This window comes from Rhizobium sophorae, from assembly GCF_013087515.1.
In the GTDB taxonomy this organism is placed as follows: Bacteria; Pseudomonadota; Alphaproteobacteria; order Rhizobiales; family Rhizobiaceae; genus Rhizobium; species Rhizobium sophorae.
The window spans coordinates 122,479-142,115 of record NZ_JABFCN010000003.1; the positions used below are offsets into that span (position 1 = coordinate 122,479).

At 61.7% G+C, this 19,637-nt stretch carries 18 protein-coding genes; 6 read left to right on the forward strand and 12 right to left on the reverse strand.

Features of this window, described 5'->3' with window-relative positions:
• Window positions 1-72: 72 nt before the first annotated feature.
• From G9X64_RS02535 to G9X64_RS02560, 6 genes are all read right to left on the reverse strand, one after another.
• Entirely contained in the window at window positions 73-1,578 is a 1,506-nt protein-coding gene (locus G9X64_RS02535; protein ID WP_168316029.1) for an HAL/PAL/TAL family ammonia-lyase, read from the reverse strand.
• Window positions 1,575-2,342 carry a histidine utilization transcriptional repressor HutC gene (gene hutC, locus G9X64_RS02540; protein WP_168316028.1) on the reverse strand — a complete coding sequence of 256 codons (768 nt, stop codon included), beginning with the start codon at window positions 2,340-2,342 and terminating at the stop codon, window positions 1,575-1,577. Before hutC ends, G9X64_RS02535 begins: the two co-directional genes overlap by 4 nt.
• Window positions 2,339-3,193 (reverse strand): MaoC family dehydratase, encoded by an 855-nt coding sequence (locus G9X64_RS02545; RefSeq protein WP_171375885.1) that lies wholly within the window; start codon window positions 3,191-3,193, stop codon window positions 2,339-2,341. The genes hutC and G9X64_RS02545 overlap by 4 nt, the downstream gene beginning before the upstream one ends.
• Complete coding sequence (locus tag G9X64_RS02550) at window positions 3,190-3,996, reverse strand: SDR family NAD(P)-dependent oxidoreductase (protein ID WP_168316026.1); 807 nt, start codon at window positions 3,994-3,996, stop codon at window positions 3,190-3,192. Before G9X64_RS02550 ends, G9X64_RS02545 begins: the two co-directional genes overlap by 4 nt.
• Window positions 3,993-5,543, reverse strand: coding sequence for an acyl CoA:acetate/3-ketoacid CoA transferase (locus tag G9X64_RS02555; RefSeq protein ID WP_168316025.1), 1,551 nt, complete (start codon window positions 5,541-5,543; stop codon window positions 3,993-3,995). Before G9X64_RS02555 ends, G9X64_RS02550 begins: the two co-directional genes overlap by 4 nt.
• A gap of 98 nt (window positions 5,544-5,641) precedes the next feature.
• Window positions 5,642-6,703: a YeiH family protein gene (locus G9X64_RS02560; RefSeq protein ID WP_168316024.1), complete on the reverse strand. Its 1,062-nt coding sequence runs from the start codon at window positions 6,701-6,703 to the stop codon at window positions 5,642-5,644.
• Between the two features lie 64 nt (window positions 6,704-6,767).
• On the opposite strand from G9X64_RS02560, the gene G9X64_RS02565 reads away from it, so the two are divergent.
• The 3 genes from G9X64_RS02565 to G9X64_RS02575 all read left to right on the forward strand — a co-directional run bounded on the left by G9X64_RS02565 (window position 6,768) and on the right by G9X64_RS02575 (window position 9,305).
• Window positions 6,768-7,691 carry a LysR family transcriptional regulator gene (locus G9X64_RS02565; RefSeq protein WP_171375886.1) on the forward strand — a complete coding sequence of 308 codons (924 nt, stop codon included), beginning with the start codon at window positions 6,768-6,770 and terminating at the stop codon, window positions 7,689-7,691.
• 98 nt (window positions 7,692-7,789) lie between these two features.
• Complete coding sequence (locus G9X64_RS02570) at window positions 7,790-8,707, forward strand: DMT family transporter (protein WP_168316022.1); 918 nt, start codon at window positions 7,790-7,792, stop codon at window positions 8,705-8,707.
• A gap of 148 nt (window positions 8,708-8,855) precedes the next feature.
• A complete protein-coding gene (locus G9X64_RS02575; protein ID WP_168316021.1) occupies window positions 8,856-9,305 on the forward strand; it encodes a pyridoxamine 5'-phosphate oxidase family protein in 450 nt (149 codons plus the stop codon).
• Between the two features lie 22 nt (window positions 9,306-9,327).
• On the opposite strand, the gene G9X64_RS02580 is transcribed toward G9X64_RS02575, so the two are convergent.
• Complete coding sequence (locus tag G9X64_RS02580; protein WP_168316020.1) at window positions 9,328-10,572, reverse strand: DUF763 domain-containing protein; 1,245 nt, start codon at window positions 10,570-10,572, stop codon at window positions 9,328-9,330.
• 115 nt (window positions 10,573-10,687) lie between these two features.
• Between G9X64_RS02580 and G9X64_RS02585 the strand changes: the two genes are divergently transcribed.
• The gene (locus tag G9X64_RS02585; RefSeq protein ID WP_168316019.1) at window positions 10,688-12,211 is read left to right on the forward strand and encodes a phospholipase D-like domain-containing protein; all 1,524 of its coding nucleotides are present in this window, start codon (window positions 10,688-10,690) and stop codon (window positions 12,209-12,211) included.
• On the opposite strand, the gene G9X64_RS02590 is transcribed toward G9X64_RS02585, so the two are convergent.
• Window positions 12,158-13,120, reverse strand: a complete 963-nt coding sequence (locus G9X64_RS02590) for a lysylphosphatidylglycerol synthase domain-containing protein (protein WP_168316018.1) — start codon at window positions 13,118-13,120, stop codon at window positions 12,158-12,160. The genes G9X64_RS02585 and G9X64_RS02590 overlap by 54 nt on opposite strands.
• 118 nt (window positions 13,121-13,238) lie before the next feature.
• Here G9X64_RS02590 and G9X64_RS02595 point away from each other — a divergent pair, with 118 nt between their 5' ends.
• Window positions 13,239-13,967: an endonuclease/exonuclease/phosphatase family protein gene (locus tag G9X64_RS02595; protein ID WP_171375887.1), complete on the forward strand. Its 729-nt coding sequence runs from the start codon at window positions 13,239-13,241 to the stop codon at window positions 13,965-13,967.
• 23 nt (window positions 13,968-13,990) lie between these two features.
• On the opposite strand, the gene G9X64_RS02600 is transcribed toward G9X64_RS02595, so the two are convergent.
• The 4 genes from G9X64_RS02600 to G9X64_RS02615 form a co-directional block, all read right to left on the reverse strand.
• The gene (locus G9X64_RS02600; RefSeq protein WP_168308274.1) at window positions 13,991-14,497 is read right to left on the reverse strand and encodes a hypothetical protein; all 507 of its coding nucleotides are present in this window, start codon (window positions 14,495-14,497) and stop codon (window positions 13,991-13,993) included.
• Between the two features lie 80 nt (window positions 14,498-14,577).
• On the reverse strand, window positions 14,578-15,708 hold the full coding sequence (locus tag G9X64_RS02605; RefSeq protein ID WP_171375888.1) for an NAD(P)/FAD-dependent oxidoreductase: 1,131 nt from the start codon (window positions 15,706-15,708) through the stop codon (window positions 14,578-14,580).
• A 96-nt stretch (window positions 15,709-15,804) separates the two neighbouring features.
• Window positions 15,805-17,340: an amino acid ABC transporter permease/ATP-binding protein gene (locus G9X64_RS36950; protein ID WP_168316015.1), complete on the reverse strand. Its 1,536-nt coding sequence runs from the start codon at window positions 17,338-17,340 to the stop codon at window positions 15,805-15,807.
• 89 nt (window positions 17,341-17,429) lie between these two features.
• Complete coding sequence (locus G9X64_RS02615) at window positions 17,430-18,257, reverse strand: ABC transporter substrate-binding protein (RefSeq protein WP_168316014.1); 828 nt, start codon at window positions 18,255-18,257, stop codon at window positions 17,430-17,432.
• Window positions 18,258-18,439: 182 nt separating this feature from the next.
• Here G9X64_RS02615 and G9X64_RS02620 point away from each other — a divergent pair, with 182 nt between their 5' ends.
• Window positions 18,440-19,510 (forward strand): LacI family DNA-binding transcriptional regulator, encoded by a 1,071-nt coding sequence (locus G9X64_RS02620; RefSeq protein ID WP_168316013.1) that lies wholly within the window; start codon window positions 18,440-18,442, stop codon window positions 19,508-19,510.
• Window positions 19,511-19,637: the final 127 nt, after the last annotated feature.

Below are 19,637 nucleotides of genomic sequence, written 5' to 3' on the forward strand. Positions count from 1 at the left end.
GCATTCTCCGGAATGATCGTCAGCATGACCGATCGGCGCCCTGCCCTTCTGCCGGGGCAGTGGCGAACCGGCTTATTGCGGGCCGAGCCCGATCAATGCGGCAATCGTCGCAAAATCCGGCCCTTGCGCGCGATCCTCTTCAAGTGCCGGAACGTGGGTGCGGACAAAGGCATAGGCTTCCGCCGATCCCTTGCCCAATTCACCTGAGACGCCTCTGAGCTCGACGGCCTGCACCGATGCGATCAGTTCGATGGCAACCAGATAGCGCAGGCGCTCGACGATCGCCTGCGCCTTTGCCAAAACGCTGGGAGCCATCGATGCCTGGTCTTCGACGCCATCGGCGACAGGAATGGGCGAAAGCGAAACCGGCATGGCCAGATGGCGGATTTCGGCTTCCATGGCCGAGACGGTCTTTTGCACGGTCGCAAAACCGGTACGGCTCTGGCCCATCGGGGTCAGGAAGCGTGGCAGGTCGGACATGCCAGGCGACATGATCTTCATAATCCGATAGGCGGTGCCTGCCGCGCAATGCGCCATCGCCTGCCCCAACCTTTCCCAGGCGAGCACAAAAGCGGTCATGTCAAAATTGCCGTGTGAAAGAATGACGCCCTCGGATGCGATCACGACGGGATTGTCGCTGGAACTGACGAGCTCTATGTCAGTCGCCTGCCTTGCCTCATCGATCGCATGCCTCAACGCGCCCCAGACCTGCGGTGTGCAGCGGTAGCTCAAAGGATCTTGGAGACGTCTTGCTGCATCGGCTACAAGCAAGGAGCTGCCCGAAAGAAGCTCCATCAACTGAGCGGCGACGCGGCGCTGCCCAAAGGCCGGTCTGGCAGCCAGAGCGCGGTCGTCGAAGGCACTGACATTGGCCCGGAACGCTTCGAAATTAACGGCAATCGCCTTCAGGGACCAATCGAACAGCCGCTCGATATCCACAAGCGTCAAGCAGGCGAGGCCGATGGAGAGGCTGTTGGCCACAACAAGCGCATGCCCGTCCTTTGGCGCGAATTCGAGGGGCTTCAAGCCGGCCCTTTCAAGGGCGACGGCGGCCGGCAGCACGTCGCCGTCAAGCTCGATGTCGCCGAAGCCGAGAAGGCCGCGGCTCATATGGGCAAGCGGAGCCAAATCCGCCGCACCGATCGAGCCCAATGATGGGACGACAGGATGAATACCTGCATTGATGGCGGCAATCAGACCCTGGAAGACTTTCAGCGAAACGCCGGAACCGCCCGCCGCCATGCCGGCGGCCCTGACGGCCATCATCGCCCGCACGGATTCCCGGGCAAGCGGTTCTCCGACGCCGACCGCGCGGGCTTGCGGCACACGCATCTGGAACGCCACCAGATCTTCCGTCGCAAGTCGTGTATCGACCCCTGCCCCAAGTCCCGTCGTCAAGCCATAGACCGGCAGATCCTTTTCCGTATAGCGATCGACGACGGCGCGCGCGGCCACAATCCGGGCATCGACCTCGGCGGAGATCTCGATCCTGGCGTGACGACGGGCAATTGCTGCGATGTCCTCGATCGTGGGCGGCGCCGAGCTGAAGATGATCGATGGAGAATTGGTGGCGCTCACTGTTTCTCTCCGAGAATGGCGACGGGTTTGGAGGGACCCTTGGTGGATCGTGCTTCCAGCCGATATTGCGCGCCGGGATAGTATAACAGCGCACATGTGACGACGGCCTCGCCCGACCAGGTCCGTCGAAAGACGCGCAAACAAGGATGATCGTTCTTCAGGCCAAGATATTTGCGTATGGCCGTATCCGGTTTGACAGCCTGGACGATATGTTCGAACGCCGTTATCGGAGCCACCTTCGTGAGATATTCATGCGGCGTCATGCTGCGGAAGTCGGTCGAGAGATAGTCGGGCGCGACCAGGGGATTGACGTAGCGTTCCTCGACCTGAATGGGCTGGTCGTTTTCCATGTGCACGATCAGCGAATGCATCACTTCAGCGCCGAGGATGAGCTCAAGCGCATCGGCAACGTTGGCATCCGCCTTCATCAAGCCGGCCTTAACGACTGCCGCCGTATGCTTGTGGCCCCGTTCCAGTATTTCGTCGGCTATGTTGCGGATCTGAAGCAGATCGACGTCGAGGTGTTTTGGCGACACGAATGTTCCGATCCCGGCGGATCGCTTGAGAACACCTTCGAACATCAGCTCCCGCAGCGCCCGGTTCGCCGTCATCCGGCTGACGCCGAATGCCGCCACCAATTCGCTTTCGGAGGATACCCGGTCTCCCGGCTGCAGCTTGCCCTCGGCGATCTCGGTCAGGATCTGATCCTTGATCCTGATATAATGGCGCGCCTCGCCGGCGGCCGGTTTGACCGCTTTCGTCATGACAACCTCGCGATGCCATTGTCGAGGATGGTCGCGCCGCGAGAAGCAACGAGGCCGCGGAAGCGGATCTCGGCATCGTTCCGCCACATCTGCACGGTGATCGTTTCGCCGGGAAAGATCGGCGCGCTGAAACGCGCCGCGATCGCGCTCAAGCCGCTGGCCATGCTTGGATCGATAGCAGCGACAATGGCGTAGCCCGCATAACCGAAGCTGCAGAGCCCATGCAGGATCGGCCGGTCAAAGCCGCTCCTGCCGGCTGCCTGCGGATCGACATGCAGCGGATTGAGATCGCCGTTCAGGCGATAGAGCAGTGCGGCGTTGTCAGGGATGTCGATATTGAATTCAAGGTCCGGCTCTCTGTCCGGGACTTTCGGCAAGGGTTCGGGCGCAGATCCCGCCGAGCCGCATCCACCGTCGCCGCGGCACGCATTGGTCTGGACGATGGTCGCGATCGGCTCATCACTGTCTGCGGTTGCGATTAGGCGCTCGAAGCTGACGAACACTCCTTTCTCAACGCCGCGATCGACCACCGACAAGACGCGCGACCGAGAGATGAGCGGCACATCGAGGGGGACCGGCCGATGGATCGTCAGGCGATGTTCGGAATGCACCAGACGCGCCCAGTCGACGCCTGCGTCCTTCATCCATGGCCCCGGATGCGCCACGATATTGGCAAGGGTCGGTGCGGTCACGAGATCGCGTTCATAGACGTACTTCAATGTCTTGTTGTCGTCAGGCCCGTCGGTGCCGTAGCCAACCGAGAGGGCGTAGAGGATGGCATCCCTTGCCGTAACTACATGTGTCGCCTGCGGCACCGGGAAATCGAGAATGGATTGAGCCGACAGCATCACGATGCAGCTCCCCCCGATGTCGCGGGTTTGCGAACGCCACCGGACAGGCGGATGCCGCCGTCAACGGAAAGCAATTCGCCGGTGACGAAGTCGGCACCCTGAACAAGCCAGACAATGGCGCCGGCAACGTCTTCCGGTGTTGCAACCCGGCCAAGCGGGGCGGTTTCCGAAAATCGCTTGGCAATGGCTCCATAGGCATCCGGCCCGAGCGTATCGCGCATCCAGCGCGTATCGATGATGCCGGGACAAACGGCATTGACGCGGATATCGGGACCGCAGGTGCGGGCCAAGGCCAAAGTCAGCGCATTGAGCGCACCCTTGGAGGCCGTATAGGCAAGCGAGCTGCCGCCACCGGTAAAGGCAACGTTGGATGAGACATTGACGATCGCACCACCGCCGCTATTCCGCATCGCAGGTACCGCCGCCCGGCACATCTGATAGGCACCGATGACGTTGACACTGAAAACGTTCTGAAAGTCTTCGGCCGACAGTGTCTCCAGATCGAAAGGATCTGATTTGACCGTCATCGCGGCATTGTTCACCAGGGCGTCGAGCCGCCCCCATCGATTGACGGCAACCGCGACCATCCTACGGCAAGCCGCGTCATCGGCAACGTCGGCTTGGACGACCTCGATCTCCGCGCCCAGACTGCGGCAGATATCGCCAGTCTCCTCGGCTTCTTTTTTGCTGCGGCTGTAGTTGACGACCACCCGGGCGCCGCCCTCGGCGAATTGCTTCACGCACGCGGCCCCGACACCCGTTGCCGAGCCCGTGACGATGACGGCGGCTCCATCGATTTTCATGGGGCAAAGTCCTTCATCGCATGGGTCGAAAACAAGCGCGCATCCATCTGCTTCAGCTGCTCCGACACCGCGATGCCCTTCGGCAGGCGGTCGAGAACATGGGCGGCAAGATCGATGCCGGGGGCAAACTCCGTCAGCGTCAAGCATCCGCCGATCACCCGAAAAACAGCCCGCTCGGTGACGATGAGCTGTGACTGTCCCTCCGGCGCAAAGGCTGGGCTTGAACTGATCTGTTCGACAGCCTCGACGATCTTGCAAACTCTGCCGTCCCTGACGATGTCGAGCCTGCCGTCGGCAACCACAATTTGCGCGCCGCCGGCTGAAAATGCGCCGAGATAGACAACGTGCTTGGCTGTCTGCGAAATATTGGTGAAGCCGCCGACCCCGACGATGGAATTGTTGAAGCGGCTGACATTGACCGCCCCATGCCGATCCACCTCGGCCATGCCGAGGAAGGCGATATCCAGGCCGCCGCCGTCGTAAAAGTCAAACTGCGATGCCTGTGGGACGATGGCGGTCGGATTGACGGCGGCGCCAAAGGACAACTCCTCAGCCGGCACGCCGCCGATGACGCCGGATTCGATCGTCACGGTATAATCGTCGAATCCCTCTTCGCTGGCGATACGGCCAATACCGGCGGCGATGCCGATGCCGAGATTGATCGTCGGGCGGTTCAGCGGCGCCAGTTCCAGGAAGGCGCGTCGCTGAATAATCTTATCGGCCGACAGCGGCGCCGGCTGCAGACGGCTCACCGCCATCCGGACGCGCCCGGTATAAGCGATATTGTCCGTCTCGGCGAAACTGACGCCGTGCTGGGCCGGATCATCGCAGACGACGACATAATCGACCAGCGTCGCCGGGATGCGAACATCGTTGGGCTGCAGCGAGCCGCGCTCGGCAATCCGCTTGACCTGGACGATAACGATGCCACCGGAGTTTCGGCCGGCCTGCGCCATGGCGAGCACGTCGAGCGGGAAGGCCTCGTCCTCGAGGGTGATGTTACCGTCTTCGTCGGCCGTCGTTCCGCGCAAGAGCACGCAGTCGAGCGGCATCGACGGATAAAGCAGCCACTCCTTGCCGCGCAGCGACACACGCTCGACCAGCGAACGCGGTGTCGTCGCATTCATGCGGCCGCCGCCATGAAGCGGATCCATGAAAGAGCCGAGCCCGATATGGGTGACCACGCCGGGCTGACCGGCGGCAATCGCCCGATAGAGCTGCGCGATGACGCCCTGCGGCCAGCAATGCGCTTCGATCTTTTCCTCGATCGCGAGGTTTCCAAGGCGCGGCGTTCCGCGCCATCCCCCGGCAATCACGCAGGCGACCAGGCCTTCATAACCGAAGTGCCCCATACCGCGCGTCTGACGATCGCCCGTACTGGCAGCAAACAGAAGCGTCAGGTTACGGGGCTTTCCAGAGGCGAGGAAACGCTCCTCGACGGCGGCCGTGATGGCCTCGGGATGGCAGCAACCTCCAAAACCGGAAGCAGCAACAGTCATCCCGTCTTCGAGAAGATCCGCAGCCTGTTGTGAAGAGATGACCCGCATGACGATTTTTGCTTCTCCGCCCTGTATATACAGGCTAGCCGCTGACCGTTTGGAAGGCAACGGGAATCTTTGCAAGTAATTTGAGCATATCAGCTCGATCAGACGATGTTCAGCAGCCCGATCAGGCAAAGCCCGAGAACCCCCAGCGCCAACAGCGACAGCGCCGCCGCTGCGAGGACACGACCGCCGGTATGGGCGACGGATCTGACATCGACGGAGAGGCCCAAAGCGGCCATGGCGGTGACGGTAAAGGCGGCGGAGATAGCCGCCATCCCGGGCAGCAGCGCCGCCGGGATGGCGTCGAGGGAACGAAGCGTCGCCATGACTGCAAAACCGAGGATGAACCATGGGAGAAGATGGCGAAGATTGACAGCTGAACCGCCAGGGCGGCGGCCATGAACTGCGCCGAGCACGAGGATGACGGGTCCGAGCATCATCACGCGGATCAGTTTGACGAGCGTGCCAACCTGGATGCTGACCGCTCCGGCAGCGGCCGTGGCCGCCAAGACCTGCGGGACGGCATAGGCTGTCAGGCCTGCGAATACGCCATATTGTACGGCGCTGAGACCCAGGAACAGATGCAGAAGCGGCAGCGTCAGCACTGCACCAACGCCGAGCAGCGCGGTAAAGGCTATCGAGGCGGCGACATCGTCCGGTTTGGCGCCGATCACGGGCGCTGCGGCGGCAATTGCAGAATTGCCGCAGATCGAGTTGCCGCAAGCAACCAAGGTCGCCAGGCTGGCCGACAGCCCGAAGAGCCGCCCGATAACAAAGCTGCCGGCCAAAGACAGAGCAACCAGAACGGCAATTCCGCCGACAAGCGGCAGTCCGGCCTGCCTGATGGCAGCCGTGCTGAGCGAGGCGCCGAGCAAAACGACCGCAATCTCGAGCAGTGTCTTGGCGGCGAATTGAATGCCGGGAATGAATGTCTGCGGCAGGCAGATCGAGGAGCGCACGGCAACGCCGATCAGAATGGCGAGCACGAGGCTCTCGATCCAGTGCGAGCCGAAAATCATCATCTGCAGCTGCTCAATGAGATACGCAGAGAACGTGACTGCCGCACAAAGGACGAGTCCCGGCAGGACGGCAGGAAGCGACAGGGAACGTGAGGCGGAAACGAGCATCGGTAAGACCTTGCGGAGGACTGTAATCTCCCACACTCAATTGTCGACTTCCATTGAATAGTATAGCATGGTTCATTCGCTAAAATCGAACGATTGAACCATGACATTTGAACAGCTTTCCATTTTTGTCGCGGTTGCGGAACGTGAGCATCTGACCAAAGCCGCCTTTGCGATCGGGCTGACGCCATCGGCCGTCAGCTCGGCTATCCGTAATCTCGAGACCTCCTATGGAGTCGAGCTTTTCCACCGCGTCGGACGCCGCATAGAGCTGACATATGAGGGGCGGGTGTTTCTGGAGGAGGCAAGAGCCACACTCGCGCGCGCAAAAGCCGCAGCGCTCGTCTTGTCCGATCTCGGCGGCCTGCAAAAGGGTGAACTGGTCGTTTTTGCAAGCCAGACGATCGCAAGCTATTGGCTGCCGGCGATGCTGATGCGTTTCAAGATCCGCTACCCAGGCATCGACCTGAAGCTGATGATCGGCAACACGACCACGGCGGCAAAAGCGGTTCTCGATGGATTGGCCGAAGTCGGCTTCGTCGAAGGCAGCGTTGACGAGCCGGCGCTGCATGTTCAGCCGCTTGCCGAGGACGAACTCCTTGTCGTCGTCGGTCCGCGCCATCCCTGGGCGCGTGGCAAGCCAATTGCACCGACAGAGCTGGTTTCGGGCACGAAATGGGTCATGCGGGAAAAAGGGTCCGGAACCCGGTCGGCTTTCGAGGCGGCGATTTCCAATCTCGGCATAGACCCCGCAGATCTGGCTGTCGCGCTGCAACTGCCATCGAACGAGGCAGTCATATCGGCGGCAAGAGAGGGCATCTGCGCGACGGTCGTTTCGGGTGCCGTTGCCGCACCGCTCTTGACGCAGGGTCTTCTGGTGAAGGCGCGCTTCCCTCTCCCATCCCGCCAATTTTCAATCCTGCGGCATAAGCAAAGGCACTCCAGTCGAGCCTCGCTGGCGTTGGAAACAATTTGTCGCGAGGACAAAGCGGCCGAAGTCCAGAATTGGGATGATTGGGCGCTCTAGGCGTCTGATCCTCCGCGCCGGCGGCTTGACATCGGCAGGGTTAAGGCAGAAGCCGCACTCGGCCACGCATGCGCGGCTGCTTTGCGAGGAGGCCAAAGATGACAACCAAGACTGGCGTCGCCAACGCCGGAAACCTGATCATGACCGGCGTCGTGCTGATGCTGCTCGGCGATCTGCTTTTTGCGCTGAATGATGCTATGGGCAAGTGGCTGGTCGCAAGCTTTGCCGTCGGCCAAGTATTGGTGATCCGCTCGGTCGGCGCTTTCATCGTGCTCGGGCCAATGATCCTCCGGCAAGGGCCGATGGCCTTGTTCCGCGTCGAGCAGAAGGGCCTGCAGTTCATCCGTGTTTTCATGGCGACTGTGGATGTCGCCCTGTTCTACGCTGCCGTCGCCTATCTGCCGCTCGCAGACGTCATGACTTTCTATATGGCCGGGCCGATCTACATTGCGGCGCTCTCGCATTTCTTTCTCGGAGAAAAAATCGGCTGGCGACGTTGGCTCGCTGTTCTCATCGGCTTCGCCGGCGTCGTCATCGCGCTGCGTCCGTCCACGGCGATGCTGTCGCTTCCATCGCTCTTCGGTCTTGCGGGCAGCCTTGCCTTTGCGCTGTCGCTGGTGATGAGCCGCTATCTGCGTTCGACGAGCGACACGACGCTGGTGACATGGCAGACGATCGCCGCGCTCATCACCGGCATCGTTTTAAGCGTCGGCCACTGGCAGTCGGCAACGATTGTCGACTGGTCCGGCATGCTGCTGCTCGGCATCGTTGCCACCTGCGCACATCTGCTCATCACCCGCTCGCTGAAGCTCGCACCGGCATCGCTGCTCGCGCCGCTACAATATACGCTGCTGCTCTGGGCGATCGTCCTCGGCTACCTCTTCTTCAACGATATTCCCGATGCGCAGGTCATCATTGGCGCCGCAATCATCGTCGTGGCGGGGCTCTTCATCTTCCATCGGAAGAATCTGAAAGAGACGGTTCCAGCCGAAGCCGTCCCGCTCGACGGTCATTGAAGCTACAGCGCTGCTTATCTTTAGCTTCGTGTCACCGCCGGAAGGAAGCTTAAAAGTCAAACGGAACGAGACTTAGTCACGTGGACTTTCCCGGAACAATCTGGACGCTTGCACGCTACTCCCGAGCATTCAAACCCGGGAGATCGCAATGGCGTCCATGACCCTCGAAGACCTATCCTCGCAACTGAAGAAGATCGATTTCTGCATGCTGTCGACGAACGCCGGGTCCGGCCGTATCTCGGCCCGACCGATGAGCAATAACGGCGACGTCGAATATGACGGGGATTCCTGGTTCTTTTCCTATGAAGACAGCAGGAAAATCACGGAGATCGAAGGCATCGACACCGTCTCGCTGACGTTCACGGCGCCTCCCAGCCTCCTCGGCAAACCGGGGATTTTCATCGCTGTCGAGGGCTTCGCCTCGCTGGTACGGGACAAGGCGACACTCGAAGAACATTGGGTCCCCGATCTCGAGCGGTGGTTTCCTGAAGGAGTGAACACGGCCGGGATCGTTCTCATCAAGGTTTCCGCATCCTCCATCCGGTACTGGGATGGTGAGGAAAACGGCGAGGTTACCCTGCGTGGCTCAACGAGCTAAGATAGTGGCATAAAGGGGTGCCCTACTCTGCGGGCGGCTCCTCCCAGCCGAAGACGCTCCGGCCGCCGAAATCGGCAGACTGGCGGAATTCGCCGGCGATGATTTCCTTGAGGTCGGGGCCTGTCACATAGCGTTCCATCTGCCTGGACTGATCGTCCAGGCGCTTGAGCGCCTGTAACTCCTCCTCACGCCCGAGCCTACCCTTCTGCACCGCCGATTTCATCACGGCAATCGTCTCGTCATAGACTTTGAGCGGGACCGGAAAAGGATGGCGGTCCTTACCACCATGGGCGATCGAGAAGCGCGCCGGATCGGAAAAACGGCAGGGGGCGCCGTGGACGACTTCCGCCACCATCGCCAACGCCTTCACGGTGCGGGCACCGACGCCTGGAACGAGCAACAGCTCTGCGAAATCCGCCGGCCCGCGGTCGGCCGCGGCAGCCAGATTTCCGTGCAGGCGCCGCATGTTGACGTCGCTCTCGCGGACATCGTGATGGGAAGGCAGGATCAGGTGCGGCAGCATCAGCTGTTGGGCAGGTTCCGGCGCCGGCTCTTCGGCACGCTGCAAGGCGGCGGCTTCGCGGATGATCCGGTCGGGCCCGAAGGTCGCCAGCAGATCGAGCTGACCGCGCCGCGAGCGTTCGGCGCGCCTGTCGGCAAGATTGACGATCTCGCCCTGGCTCCTTCCCTCGATTGCCGCATGCGGCGAGTCGACGAAGCTCTCCAGCCCTTCGGACAGCCAATGATAACGCCGGGCCTGCCGCCTGTCGCCGTTCATGCCTTGCTGCACAACCACCCAATGGCCGTCATCGGCGACGATGAACCCGTGCAGATAAAGGTCGAACCCGTCCTGAAGGGCGGCGCTGTCGACCTTGGCGATGAGACGGCTCGTGGTCGCGAGCCCCTCGCCGTCGAGACCGACTCGCTCGCCGATCGAGACGAGTTCCTGTGGCGTCTTCCGAGAATGCGCGCCACGACCCCCGCAGACATGCAGGCCGAGCTCGCCGGCACGCGGCTTCAGCCCACGCTTCAGCGCGCCGAGAACGCTGGTGGTGATACCGGAAGAATGCCAGTCCATGCCCATGACCGAGCCGAAGGACTGGAACCAGAAGGGATGCGCGAGCCTGCGCAGGAATTCGTCGCGGCCATAATGATGGACGATCGCCTCGGTGATCAGTGTTCCCAACCGCGTCATCCGGTCGCCGAGCCAATGCGGCACGCGTCCCCCGTGAAGGGGAAGATCGGCGCTGCCTGCTCGTTGTGACATCTCGTTTCCTTGCATTTTGCATCGCAGGCTGCCGGTAGCTCGCCACTGGCCGACGCTATCGGGGAACTCAGGCAAATTCCGGGCGTTTGTGCTCCAGTTAGAGGCCGAGGCAATCATGACGACATTCGAAACCATCTTCAATAACCCGAGCTTGCCCCAGACAAAATCACAACGGCCGGGCGACCGCCAAAAACAGGGGGGCAGCGCCTTGTCCCTGGAAGGGAGCGCTGCCAAGGCGGCCTTCCTGATCAACGGCAACAGCTATTTCGCCGAGCTGGCGCGCGCGTTGCGGCAGGCGCGGCGCACCATCTGGATCGTCGGGTGGGATTTCAATCCGGACATCCGGTTGGAACCCGATAAGTCCGACGAAACGCTGGCCGACCTGTTGCATGCCCTGGCAGCGGCAAATCCGAAGCTCGAAATACGCATCCTCATCTGGGCGCTCGGTCCCGTTTATTCTGGCAAGTCCCTGCAGCCGCTACGGAAGAAGAACTTTCCCAGAAGTGCACAGATCGATCTGCGCTTCGAGCTTCAGCCGACATTGCGCGGCTGCCACCATCAGAAACTCGTCTGCATCGACGACGCCGTCGCCTCCATCGGCGGCATAGACCTGACGTCGCGCCGGTGGGACACCTGGTTCCACCGCGCCAAGGATAAGTTGCGGCGTGACCCCGAGGGCGTTTCCTACGATCCGTTGCATGACGTTCAGGCAATGGTCACCGGCGACGCCGCCAGGATGATCGGCGATATCGCCAGGCAGCGCTGGGAAAACGCCACCGGTGAAAGCCACCTGCCGCTGGCCGAAGATGTCCCTTTCTGCTGGCCGGACGATCTCGCCGTTTCGATGAGGGAGGTCGCGGTCAGCTTCGCGCTGACGGAGCCGTCGACCGCTTTTCGCCCCGGCATCAGCGACGGCATCGCCATGACATTGGACGTCATCGCCCGGGCGCGGCGGCAGCTTTACATCGAGGCGCAATATCTCGCCTCCTTCCGCGTCGCCGACGCCATTGCCGCGCGGCTCCAGGAGGAAGACGGGCCTGAAGTCGTCATCATCTGCACGCGCAGCTCTCACGGGCTGATCGAAAGGATTGTCATGGGTGGCAATCGCGACCGGGTCATCCGCCGCCTGAAACGCGCCGATCGTGCGGACCGCCTGCGCGTCTATTATGCCGTCGTGCCCGGGCCAATCGTGCCCGGGCCAGTCACGGCGAAAGAGAGCGAGGTGGAGGTGCTCGTTCATTCCAAACTGATCATCGTCGATGACGAGCTGGTCCGTATCGGCTCCTCCAACCTCAACAATCGCTCGGAAGGGCTGGATGGCGAATGCGACATGCTGTTCGAGGCCGGCAACAACGAGCATCGCCGCGCGATCGTGGATCTGCGCAATCGCCTGCTTTCGGAATATCTCGGAACCACCCCGGAAAGCTTTGCCGCAGCCTTTATGCAAAGCGGCTCGTTGATCGAGGCAGTTGAGGCGCTCAATGACGGGCCTCGGGGTTTACGGGAATTCACCGTCGAACTGTCGGGCAGCATTTCACCGATTTTTGGCACGGCGATCTTCGACCCGGCTCGACCCTTCGCACCCCTAGACCGACTGGGCCTCGGCGCGCTCGTCCGCCTCCTCATCCGCCCCGCGTGATCTCCGCCTGAAGATCACCTCGCTGATGACGAGAAGCGTAGAGCCGAGCGCCAGCGGGATGAAGAAATAGGCGCAGCGGAACGCAATCAGCGCGCCGATCGAGGCCTCCTTCGGCACGACATAGGAGACGGTCGCCTCGAGCACGCCGAGACCGCCCGGAACATGCGTTGCGAGGATTGCCGAATTGGCGAGCACGTAAGCCGTCACCGACCTAAAGAAGGCGACGTCGCCGAAGGCCGAAAGCATCTGGTGCAGGCAGGCGGATACAAGCATGAAGTTGACCGTCCCGACCCCGACCTGGGCGAGCGCGATCGAAAACCGCGGCAGCTGAAACGACCAGCGCCACAGCCGCAACGTGCCGCGGATGAAGAACGCCAGGCCCGCATAGACAACCGGCACGACCAGCGCCACCACGCCGAAGATGCGCACGCTTCCCGGATCGATGCGCAGCAGGCGCCCGGCATCGCCGGGATTGACGATCATGGCGAGACCGCCAAGCGTGATCAACCCCAGCCCCACCGTGACGCCGCAAAACAGGATGATCTTCGCCACGTCCTCCGCCGTCAGCCCCCAGCGAGAATAGAAACGATAGCGGAAGGCGCCGCTGCTCAGGCCGGCAAAGCCGACATTGTGGCCGAGCGACAGGCTGATGAACGAGGTCAGCGCGATCCTGGAATAGGGCAAGGATTTGCCGAGCGAACGGATCGCCAGGAGATCGAAGCAGCTCAGGCACAGATAGGACCCCGCCGCAAAAAGAAGTGCCGCGCAAAAGCTCGATAAAGGGATGCTGCGAACCGATTGGACGATCTGATCGAGGCTGTATTGCTGGAAGATCCGATAGAGGAGAAAGATCGCAAGACAAAGGGCAGCAACGAGCAGTCCATTCCATATCATGCTTTTCAAGCTCATCGATTGTCCTCAGGAGTGCGAGCGCCATGGTTCGATAATCGGGAACGATCAAACGAGTTTTGTGTTCCCTGGAGAACAAGTTCTATGTTCTCCAGGGGGAACGAGTTCAGCGGGGCCTATGCCGGATCAATCAATCAAACTCCTGACCTATAACGTGCACAGTTGTATCGGCGGCGACCGGAAGCTCGATCCCGGCCGCATCGCTTCTGTCATCGCCGAGGCTGAGGCTGATATTGTCGCTCTTCAGGAGGTCGACGTCCTCAGGCGCAGGACCGGCGGCGTCGACCAGGCCCATGCGATCGCCTCGCTTTTGAAGATGCAAGCTCATTTCCATCCGGCACTGTCGATTGCCGAGGAGCAGTATGGCGATGCGATCATCACTTCTCTGCCGACAGGCGCGGTCAAGGCCGGACCATTGCCATCCATCGGCGAACAGCGCGGCGCCATTTCCGTCGAAATACTGGTTGGCGACAGAAAACTGCTGGTCGTCAATACTCATCTCGGCCTTCGTGGCCGCGAGCGCATCCGGCAGATGACGACATTGCTGAATCCCGGCTGGCTGCACGGGACGGCGGGTGCCCCTCTTCCAACTATCCTCTGCGGCGATTTCAATGCCATCCCGTCATCGGCGACTTACCGACTTGCCGCACGGTCATTGAAAGACGCCCAGCTCGCAAGCGGCAACGCGCCGAGAGCGACCTTTCCCTCGCGCTACCCGCTGATGCGCCTCGACCACATCTTCGTCACTGACGATCTCATCGTCAAACAGGCGACAGTCCTGGAAAACCGGCTGACAAGGATTGCCTCGGACCACCTGCCTCTGCTCGCGGAAATCGGCTTCGCCTGATTAGCCATCGACGCTGACGGCTTTCACCTGGCAAACTTCCGATTCATCGCCGCCACCACCAACGGTAGCGCCGTCGTCGCCACGGCTCCCAGAGGCAGCCGCCTGATGCCCCTCGTGACGACGAAGGTCGCCGCCATTGCACCTGCCAGCTTGAGCCAAGGCTGATTGCCGAGTTGCGCATGGGCGCTTGCATCGGCCCATCGGACATTCTCCGCAACCACGGTCGCGGCCTGACGTTGGATCACGTGAAGGCGAGCATGGAGGTTTTCGAGTTCTTCTCTCAAATCTCGCAGGTGGCCTTCCAGGGCATGACCATCGGAGACCTGGAGAGGCTCCTCGACGATGCCTCCAACCGGAGCATCACCTCCGAGTGTCGCAATATACGCTCGATATTCAGCCTCGCTGGCGAAACCCTCGCGTCTGATAAGATCAGGGTTGATGCTCGCCTCTTCGAAGGAGGCCGGCGCGGTTTCCACACCGTCGCGCATATCCTTGTTTGTGCCGGTAACCCCGAGTTCGTCCTTGAACATGATGCGTCTCCAGTTGTTCCTGGCGATAGAACGCTCGACGGCTCAGAAGGATGCATCGGCCTCCGCTGCTGCCTTCATCTTCATGACGCGCTGAAACGCTCCGGCCGAAAGTCCGCCAGCAGCGGATGGCGGCGTCCGGTGACGATTTCGTCCGCCAGCAGCTCGCCGGCAATCAGGCCGAGGGTGGCGCCGCTATGGCTGAAGGCAACGAAATAACCCGAGATTGACGGCAATTCGCCGAAGACGGGCTCGCCGTCACCCGGGATGGGCTTCGGGCCGACGCCATAGTCATCGACCTCCAGCGCCGGATTGCCCTCGAGAACCCTGGAGGCCTCACGCAGCAGCCCCTCCAGCGTCGATTGCCTGACATCATAGCTGCCGTCGGGCCTTACGCTAACCTCTTCCTCGGACCAGGCGGAATCGAGCGCGAAGCCGCCGTTGGGCGTTGGGCGGATGGCAATGCGAGGCGTGTTGAGTACGGCCTTCAGCGGGTGGCGGATCGGCTTGGTCCGGACGAGAAGCGCGACAGGTGTTGCGTCCTCGATATGCTGGCCGGCCTCGGCCACGATTGCCGGAACCTCGCCGCCGGCAGCAAGCAGCACGGCATCCGCATCGCGGCGCATGCCGTCTGCCGTGATCACGCCACGGGCACGCCCACCTTCGACATCGACCGTCGCGCGACCCGCGTCCGTGACGATCTGGCCGCCCAGCGTGCGGAATTCCTCCGCGAGCGTGCCGATCAAGGACGGAAGATCGACCCAGCCCTCCCCGGGGTTGAAGATCGCGCCTTGCCGCGTCACCGCGCTTGCGTCGACACCCGGCGTCGCCGCAGCAATTCCCTCCGGGGCGAGCCATTGCGCGTGATAGCCGAGATCGCGCTCATAGTCGAAGATCTCGGCGATCTCGTTGCCGGCATCGTCCGCATCCCAGGTCAGGCCGCCGTCGAAGCGCAGCCACGGCGCATCGGGGATCCGAACGGCCAGCGTGCGATAGCGATCTATGCCGGCCAAACGCAGCCGGTGATAGGCATCGGAGCGTTTACGCGCCGAGTTGAGCCAGGCTAGCGAACGGCCGGAGGCGCCGTTGGCGAGCGGGCCGTCATTGATGAGCACAGTGCGGACCCCGAGCCGTGCCAGATGGACAGCGGTCGAGACGCCAAAGATCCCGCCGCCGATGACGACGACCTTCGAAGGTTTGATGGAAGCATTCATGTCGATAACCTTGTTTTCTTCTCTTGCTAGATCGAATGAAATCCGGCCCGCCCGGCGTGAGGACGACCGGGGGCACCATGCGTTGCCTCAAGCGCTTCACAGAACTTCCGCAAGGAAGCGCTTCAGCCGCTCGCTTCGGGGATTGTCGAAGATCTGCTGGGGGCAGCCGGCCTCGACGATGCGGCCCTCATCCATGAAGACGACCTGATCGGCCACCCTGCGCGCAAATCCCATCTCATGCGTCACCACGGCCATCGTCATGCCCTGGCGGCCGAGAGCGGCCATCAGGTCGAGCACGCCCTTCACCAGTTCGGGATCGAGTGCACTCGTCACTTCGTCAAACAGCATGACCTCCGGATCCATGGCCAGCGCGCGTGCGATGGCGACGCGCTGCTGCTGCCCGCCCGACAGACCTGCCGGCCGATGATCCCTGCGCTCTGCCAAACCGACCTCGGCCAGACGTGCTTCGGCGATGCGCCGCGCCTCCTGCCTCGGCATTTTCTTGATCTTCGTCAGCGAAAGCATGACGTTCTCGAGTGCCGTGTGGTCGGGAAACAGGTTGAAGTGCTGGAACACCATGCCCACACGCCGGCGCAGCCTCTCCGGCTTCATCGCCAGGATGCTCTCGCCATCGAGCAGGATGTCGCCGCCTTTCGGTTCGACAAGCCTGTTCATGCAGCGCAGCAGCGTCGACTTACCCGAGCCGGAAGGGCCGATGATGCAGGTGACGGTACCGGCGGCGATGTCGAGATCGACACCCTTCAACACGTCGAGATCGCCATAGGCCATGGTGAGGTCCCGGATGTTGAGTGCGCCGCCTTTGAAGCGCGGCGTACTCTCCTCGGCCGTGCCCGTAGGATGGGGACCGGCAGCGGCCCGCAATTCGCTTACCTCGACCAATCCGCTCGCAGCACCCGAGCCGCGGCCTTGTTTTCCCAGGCGCAGTCTCGCATCGATATAATTGACGAAATGGGTCAGCGGCACGGTGATGACGAGATAAAAGACGCCCGCCAGCAGCAGTGGTGACAGATTGCCGGTGACGACAGCGTGATCCTGGCCGACTCGGAAGATCTCCCGCTCGGAGGCGAGCAATCCGAGGAAGTAGACAAGGCTGGAATCCTTGACGTTTCCGATAAATTGATTGACCAGCGCCGGCAGAACACGCCTGACGCCTTGTGGGATGACGATCAGGCGCATGCCCTGCCCATGGCTCATGCTGAGCGCCCGGCAGGCTTCCATCTGGCCGCGCTCGACGCTTTGAATGCCCGACCGGAAGATTTCGCCGATATAGGCTCCGGCAATCAGGCTGAGCGCCAGGATGCCGAGCGGAAATGGCGACGGACCGAAGATCTCGCGCCCGATCCGGGCAAAACCCTGACCGATGATCAGGATCGTGACGATCGCCGGCAGCCCGCGGAAGATATCGGTGTAGATGCGCGCCGGCAGCCGCAGCCAGCGGGACTGCGAGATTCCCATCACGGCAAGCGCCATGCCGATGATGACGCCGAGCACGGTCGAGGCGGCGGCCAGGATCAGCGTGTTCTTCAGGCCGACGCTGATCATGCTCGGCAGGACTTCCGCCATGGCGCCCCAGTCCAGGAAGCTGCGGCGCAGATTTTCAAGCCAGTTCATTCAGATCCCCATGAATTCTTACCCGGCGCGGACGCCGCCGTCCCGCAGTGCCTTGGTAGCCGCCCGCCGTGAGCGGGCGGCTCACGGCGTCACTTCTTGGGAAGATACTGTTCTGGCATCGGCGAGCCGGGGAACCATTTTTCATAAAGGGTCTTCCAGGTTCCGTCCTGCATCGCGTCGTGAAGCGCGCCGTTCAACGCCGTGCGGAAGGCATCATTTCCTTTCCGGACCACGAAACCAGCAGGCGCATCGAAGGACGGGATATTCACGGCGACCTTCAGCGCGGGATAGCGCTCGCCATATTGCTTGGCGGCCTCGTAGTCGAGAAAATGCGCATCGACCGTTCCGTTGTTGAGGGCGGCTACGGCGGAATTGTTGTCGGGAAATTTCACCAGATCAGTTCCCCCGAAATTCTTGGCTGCATAGATTTCCTGCAAAGTCCCCTGCACGACGCCGAGACGCTTGCCCTTGAGACCATCGGCGTCCTTGATGCCAGCATCAGGGGTTAGGACGGAGAGATAACCGGCAAGATAGCCGTCGGAAAAGTCGACGGTCTTCTTGCGGGCTTCGGTGGTTCCGATCGCTGCAACGGCAACGTCGAACCGTTCGTTTGCGACCGACGGCAGGAGTGCTGAAAATTCCTGACCCGTGAACGTCACCTTGTCCTTTTGAAAGCCGAGGCGGGAGACGACATTGAGAAACAGCTCGATATCGAAACCGGTGAACTGGCCGTCCGCCGTTGCAAACGTATATGGCTTGGAATCGCCCATCGTGCCGACGCTGATCACCCCGGGCTCGATGAGGTTATAGGGATTGTCGGCCGCGGCCGCAGGCCCTGCCCCCATTGCAAGAAGGCATGTCAAAAGACCGGCCCGCAACGGGGCCATGATGGCCGGAAATGATAAAAAAGGCTTCATCGTCGTTCTCCGCTCTGAAAGGAATGCTCTTGTCGGCATTGTGGATCGTCCCGCCGCTGCCGCTCACTGCGACAGAGATTTGTGGACAAGATACCGGTCTCCGATATAAAGAGACCGGTCTCACGACATATTTGATATCTGTCAATTGACCGGTCGTCAACAATTCTTGTAGTCCTCGGCCCATGGAAGATTCCGCTCATCCGAAACGTGCAGTCACGGTCGCCGACGTCGCGAAGGCCGCAAAGGTCTCGAAGGCGACAGCCGCCCGCGTGCTCGGCAGCTACGGCGTGGTCAGCGCCAAGATCACAGATCGGGTCATGGCGGCGGCTGCCGCCCTCGAATACCGCCCGAACGAGCTCGCCCGGAGCATGAGCACCGGCAGGTCCGGCATCATCGGGGTCGTGGTCGGCGATATCGAGAACGCTTTCTTCAGCCTGGCGGTGCGCGGCATCAGCGATGCGGCCCGCCTTGCGGGATTCAATGTCATCATCGCGAATTCAGGCGAAGAACTCGATGCGGAAAAATCTGCCGTCGACCTCCTGATCGGCAAACGCGTCGATGGTCTGATCGTGACGCCGGCTCGCTGCGACAGCTTTGACCATCTGCAGCACGTCCGCCGTGCCGGGGTGCCGCTGGTCCTGTTCGACCGGGCCGTCCCGGAACTCGATGCCGACGCCGTGACCGGCGACGACCGGGAGGCGGCCATCGCGGCGACCCGATATTTGATCGGGCAAGGACATCGCCGCCTCGCCTACGTCTCTGCCATGGATGCCGAGGACGGTGGGCTCACCGATATTGGACGGATCTCGAATTCCGCCGTGCGCGAACGCGTGGAAGGTTTTGTCAGCGTCCTGACCGAGGCGGGTTTGCCGAACCCTCTTCGTTATGTCAGGCTCGGCGCCACGAACCAGCAACAGACGGACGGCGTGATCAAACACCTGCTCTCGGACAGTGCTGCGCCAACGGCGCTCCTGGCATCGGACAGCCTCGTCGGCTTGCGGATCTTCAAATCGCTGCAGTCGCTCGGCCTGTCGATCCCCAAGGACGTGTCGATGATTTCGTTTCTAGACGCGGACTGGACCAGCGTCACCGTTCCGCCGATCACCATCGTCGACCAGCGCGTCTACGAGATGGGCAAGCTCGCCGGCGAGCGGCTCATCGCCCGTATCGAACGCACCCCTCTTGCCGTCGAACGTCTGCGCGTCAGCACGAGCCTCATTGTGCGCGGCTCCGTCGCCACGATTGGCCGGTGAGACCTACTGAGTTGGCTATACCCGCATCGCCTTGAGAAGCAGAGTAGTACCGCATGGCAATCAGTCACGAATGCCCGTGGTCGCCGATTTGATATTACATGGGGGTTGCTGTTGTCTTTGCCTGACC

Bases quoted from the DNA above. Each gene is read 5' to 3' on its own strand.
- G9X64_RS02575 (WP_168316021.1), top strand. From the start codon at position 8,856: ATGGCGTCCATGACCCTCGAAGACCTATCCTCGCAACTGAAGAAGATC.
- hutC (WP_168316028.1), bottom strand. From the start codon at position 2,342: ATGACGAAAGCGGTCAAACCGGCCGCCGGCGAGGCGCGCCATTATATC.
- G9X64_RS02570 (WP_168316022.1), top strand. From the start codon at position 7,790: ATGACAACCAAGACTGGCGTCGCCAACGCCGGAAACCTGATCATGACC.
- G9X64_RS02600 (WP_168308274.1), bottom strand. From the start codon at position 14,497: ATGTTCAAGGACGAACTCGGGGTTACCGGCACAAACAAGGATATGCGC.
- G9X64_RS02565 (WP_171375886.1), top strand. From the start codon at position 6,768: ATGACATTTGAACAGCTTTCCATTTTTGTCGCGGTTGCGGAACGTGAG.
- G9X64_RS02580 (WP_168316020.1), bottom strand. From the start codon at position 10,572: ATGTCACAACGAGCAGGCAGCGCCGATCTTCCCCTTCACGGGGGACGC.
- G9X64_RS02550 (WP_168316026.1), bottom strand. From the start codon at position 3,996: ATGAAAATCGATGGAGCCGCCGTCATCGTCACGGGCTCGGCAACGGGT.
- G9X64_RS02605 (WP_171375888.1), bottom strand. From the start codon at position 15,708: ATGAATGCTTCCATCAAACCTTCGAAGGTCGTCGTCATCGGCGGCGGG.
- G9X64_RS36950 (WP_168316015.1), bottom strand. From the start codon at position 17,340: ATGAACTGGCTTGAAAATCTGCGCCGCAGCTTCCTGGACTGGGGCGCC.
- G9X64_RS02595 (WP_171375887.1), top strand. From the start codon at position 13,239: ATGCCGGATCAATCAATCAAACTCCTGACCTATAACGTGCACAGTTGT.
- G9X64_RS02585 (WP_168316019.1), top strand. From the start codon at position 10,688: ATGACGACATTCGAAACCATCTTCAATAACCCGAGCTTGCCCCAGACA.
- G9X64_RS02615 (WP_168316014.1), bottom strand. From the start codon at position 18,257: ATGAAGCCTTTTTTATCATTTCCGGCCATCATGGCCCCGTTGCGGGCC.
- G9X64_RS02555 (WP_168316025.1), bottom strand. From the start codon at position 5,543: ATGCGGGTCATCTCTTCACAACAGGCTGCGGATCTTCTCGAAGACGGG.
- G9X64_RS02590 (WP_168316018.1), bottom strand. From the start codon at position 13,120: ATGAGCTTGAAAAGCATGATATGGAATGGACTGCTCGTTGCTGCCCTT.
- G9X64_RS02620 (WP_168316013.1), top strand. From the start codon at position 18,440: ATGGAAGATTCCGCTCATCCGAAACGTGCAGTCACGGTCGCCGACGTC.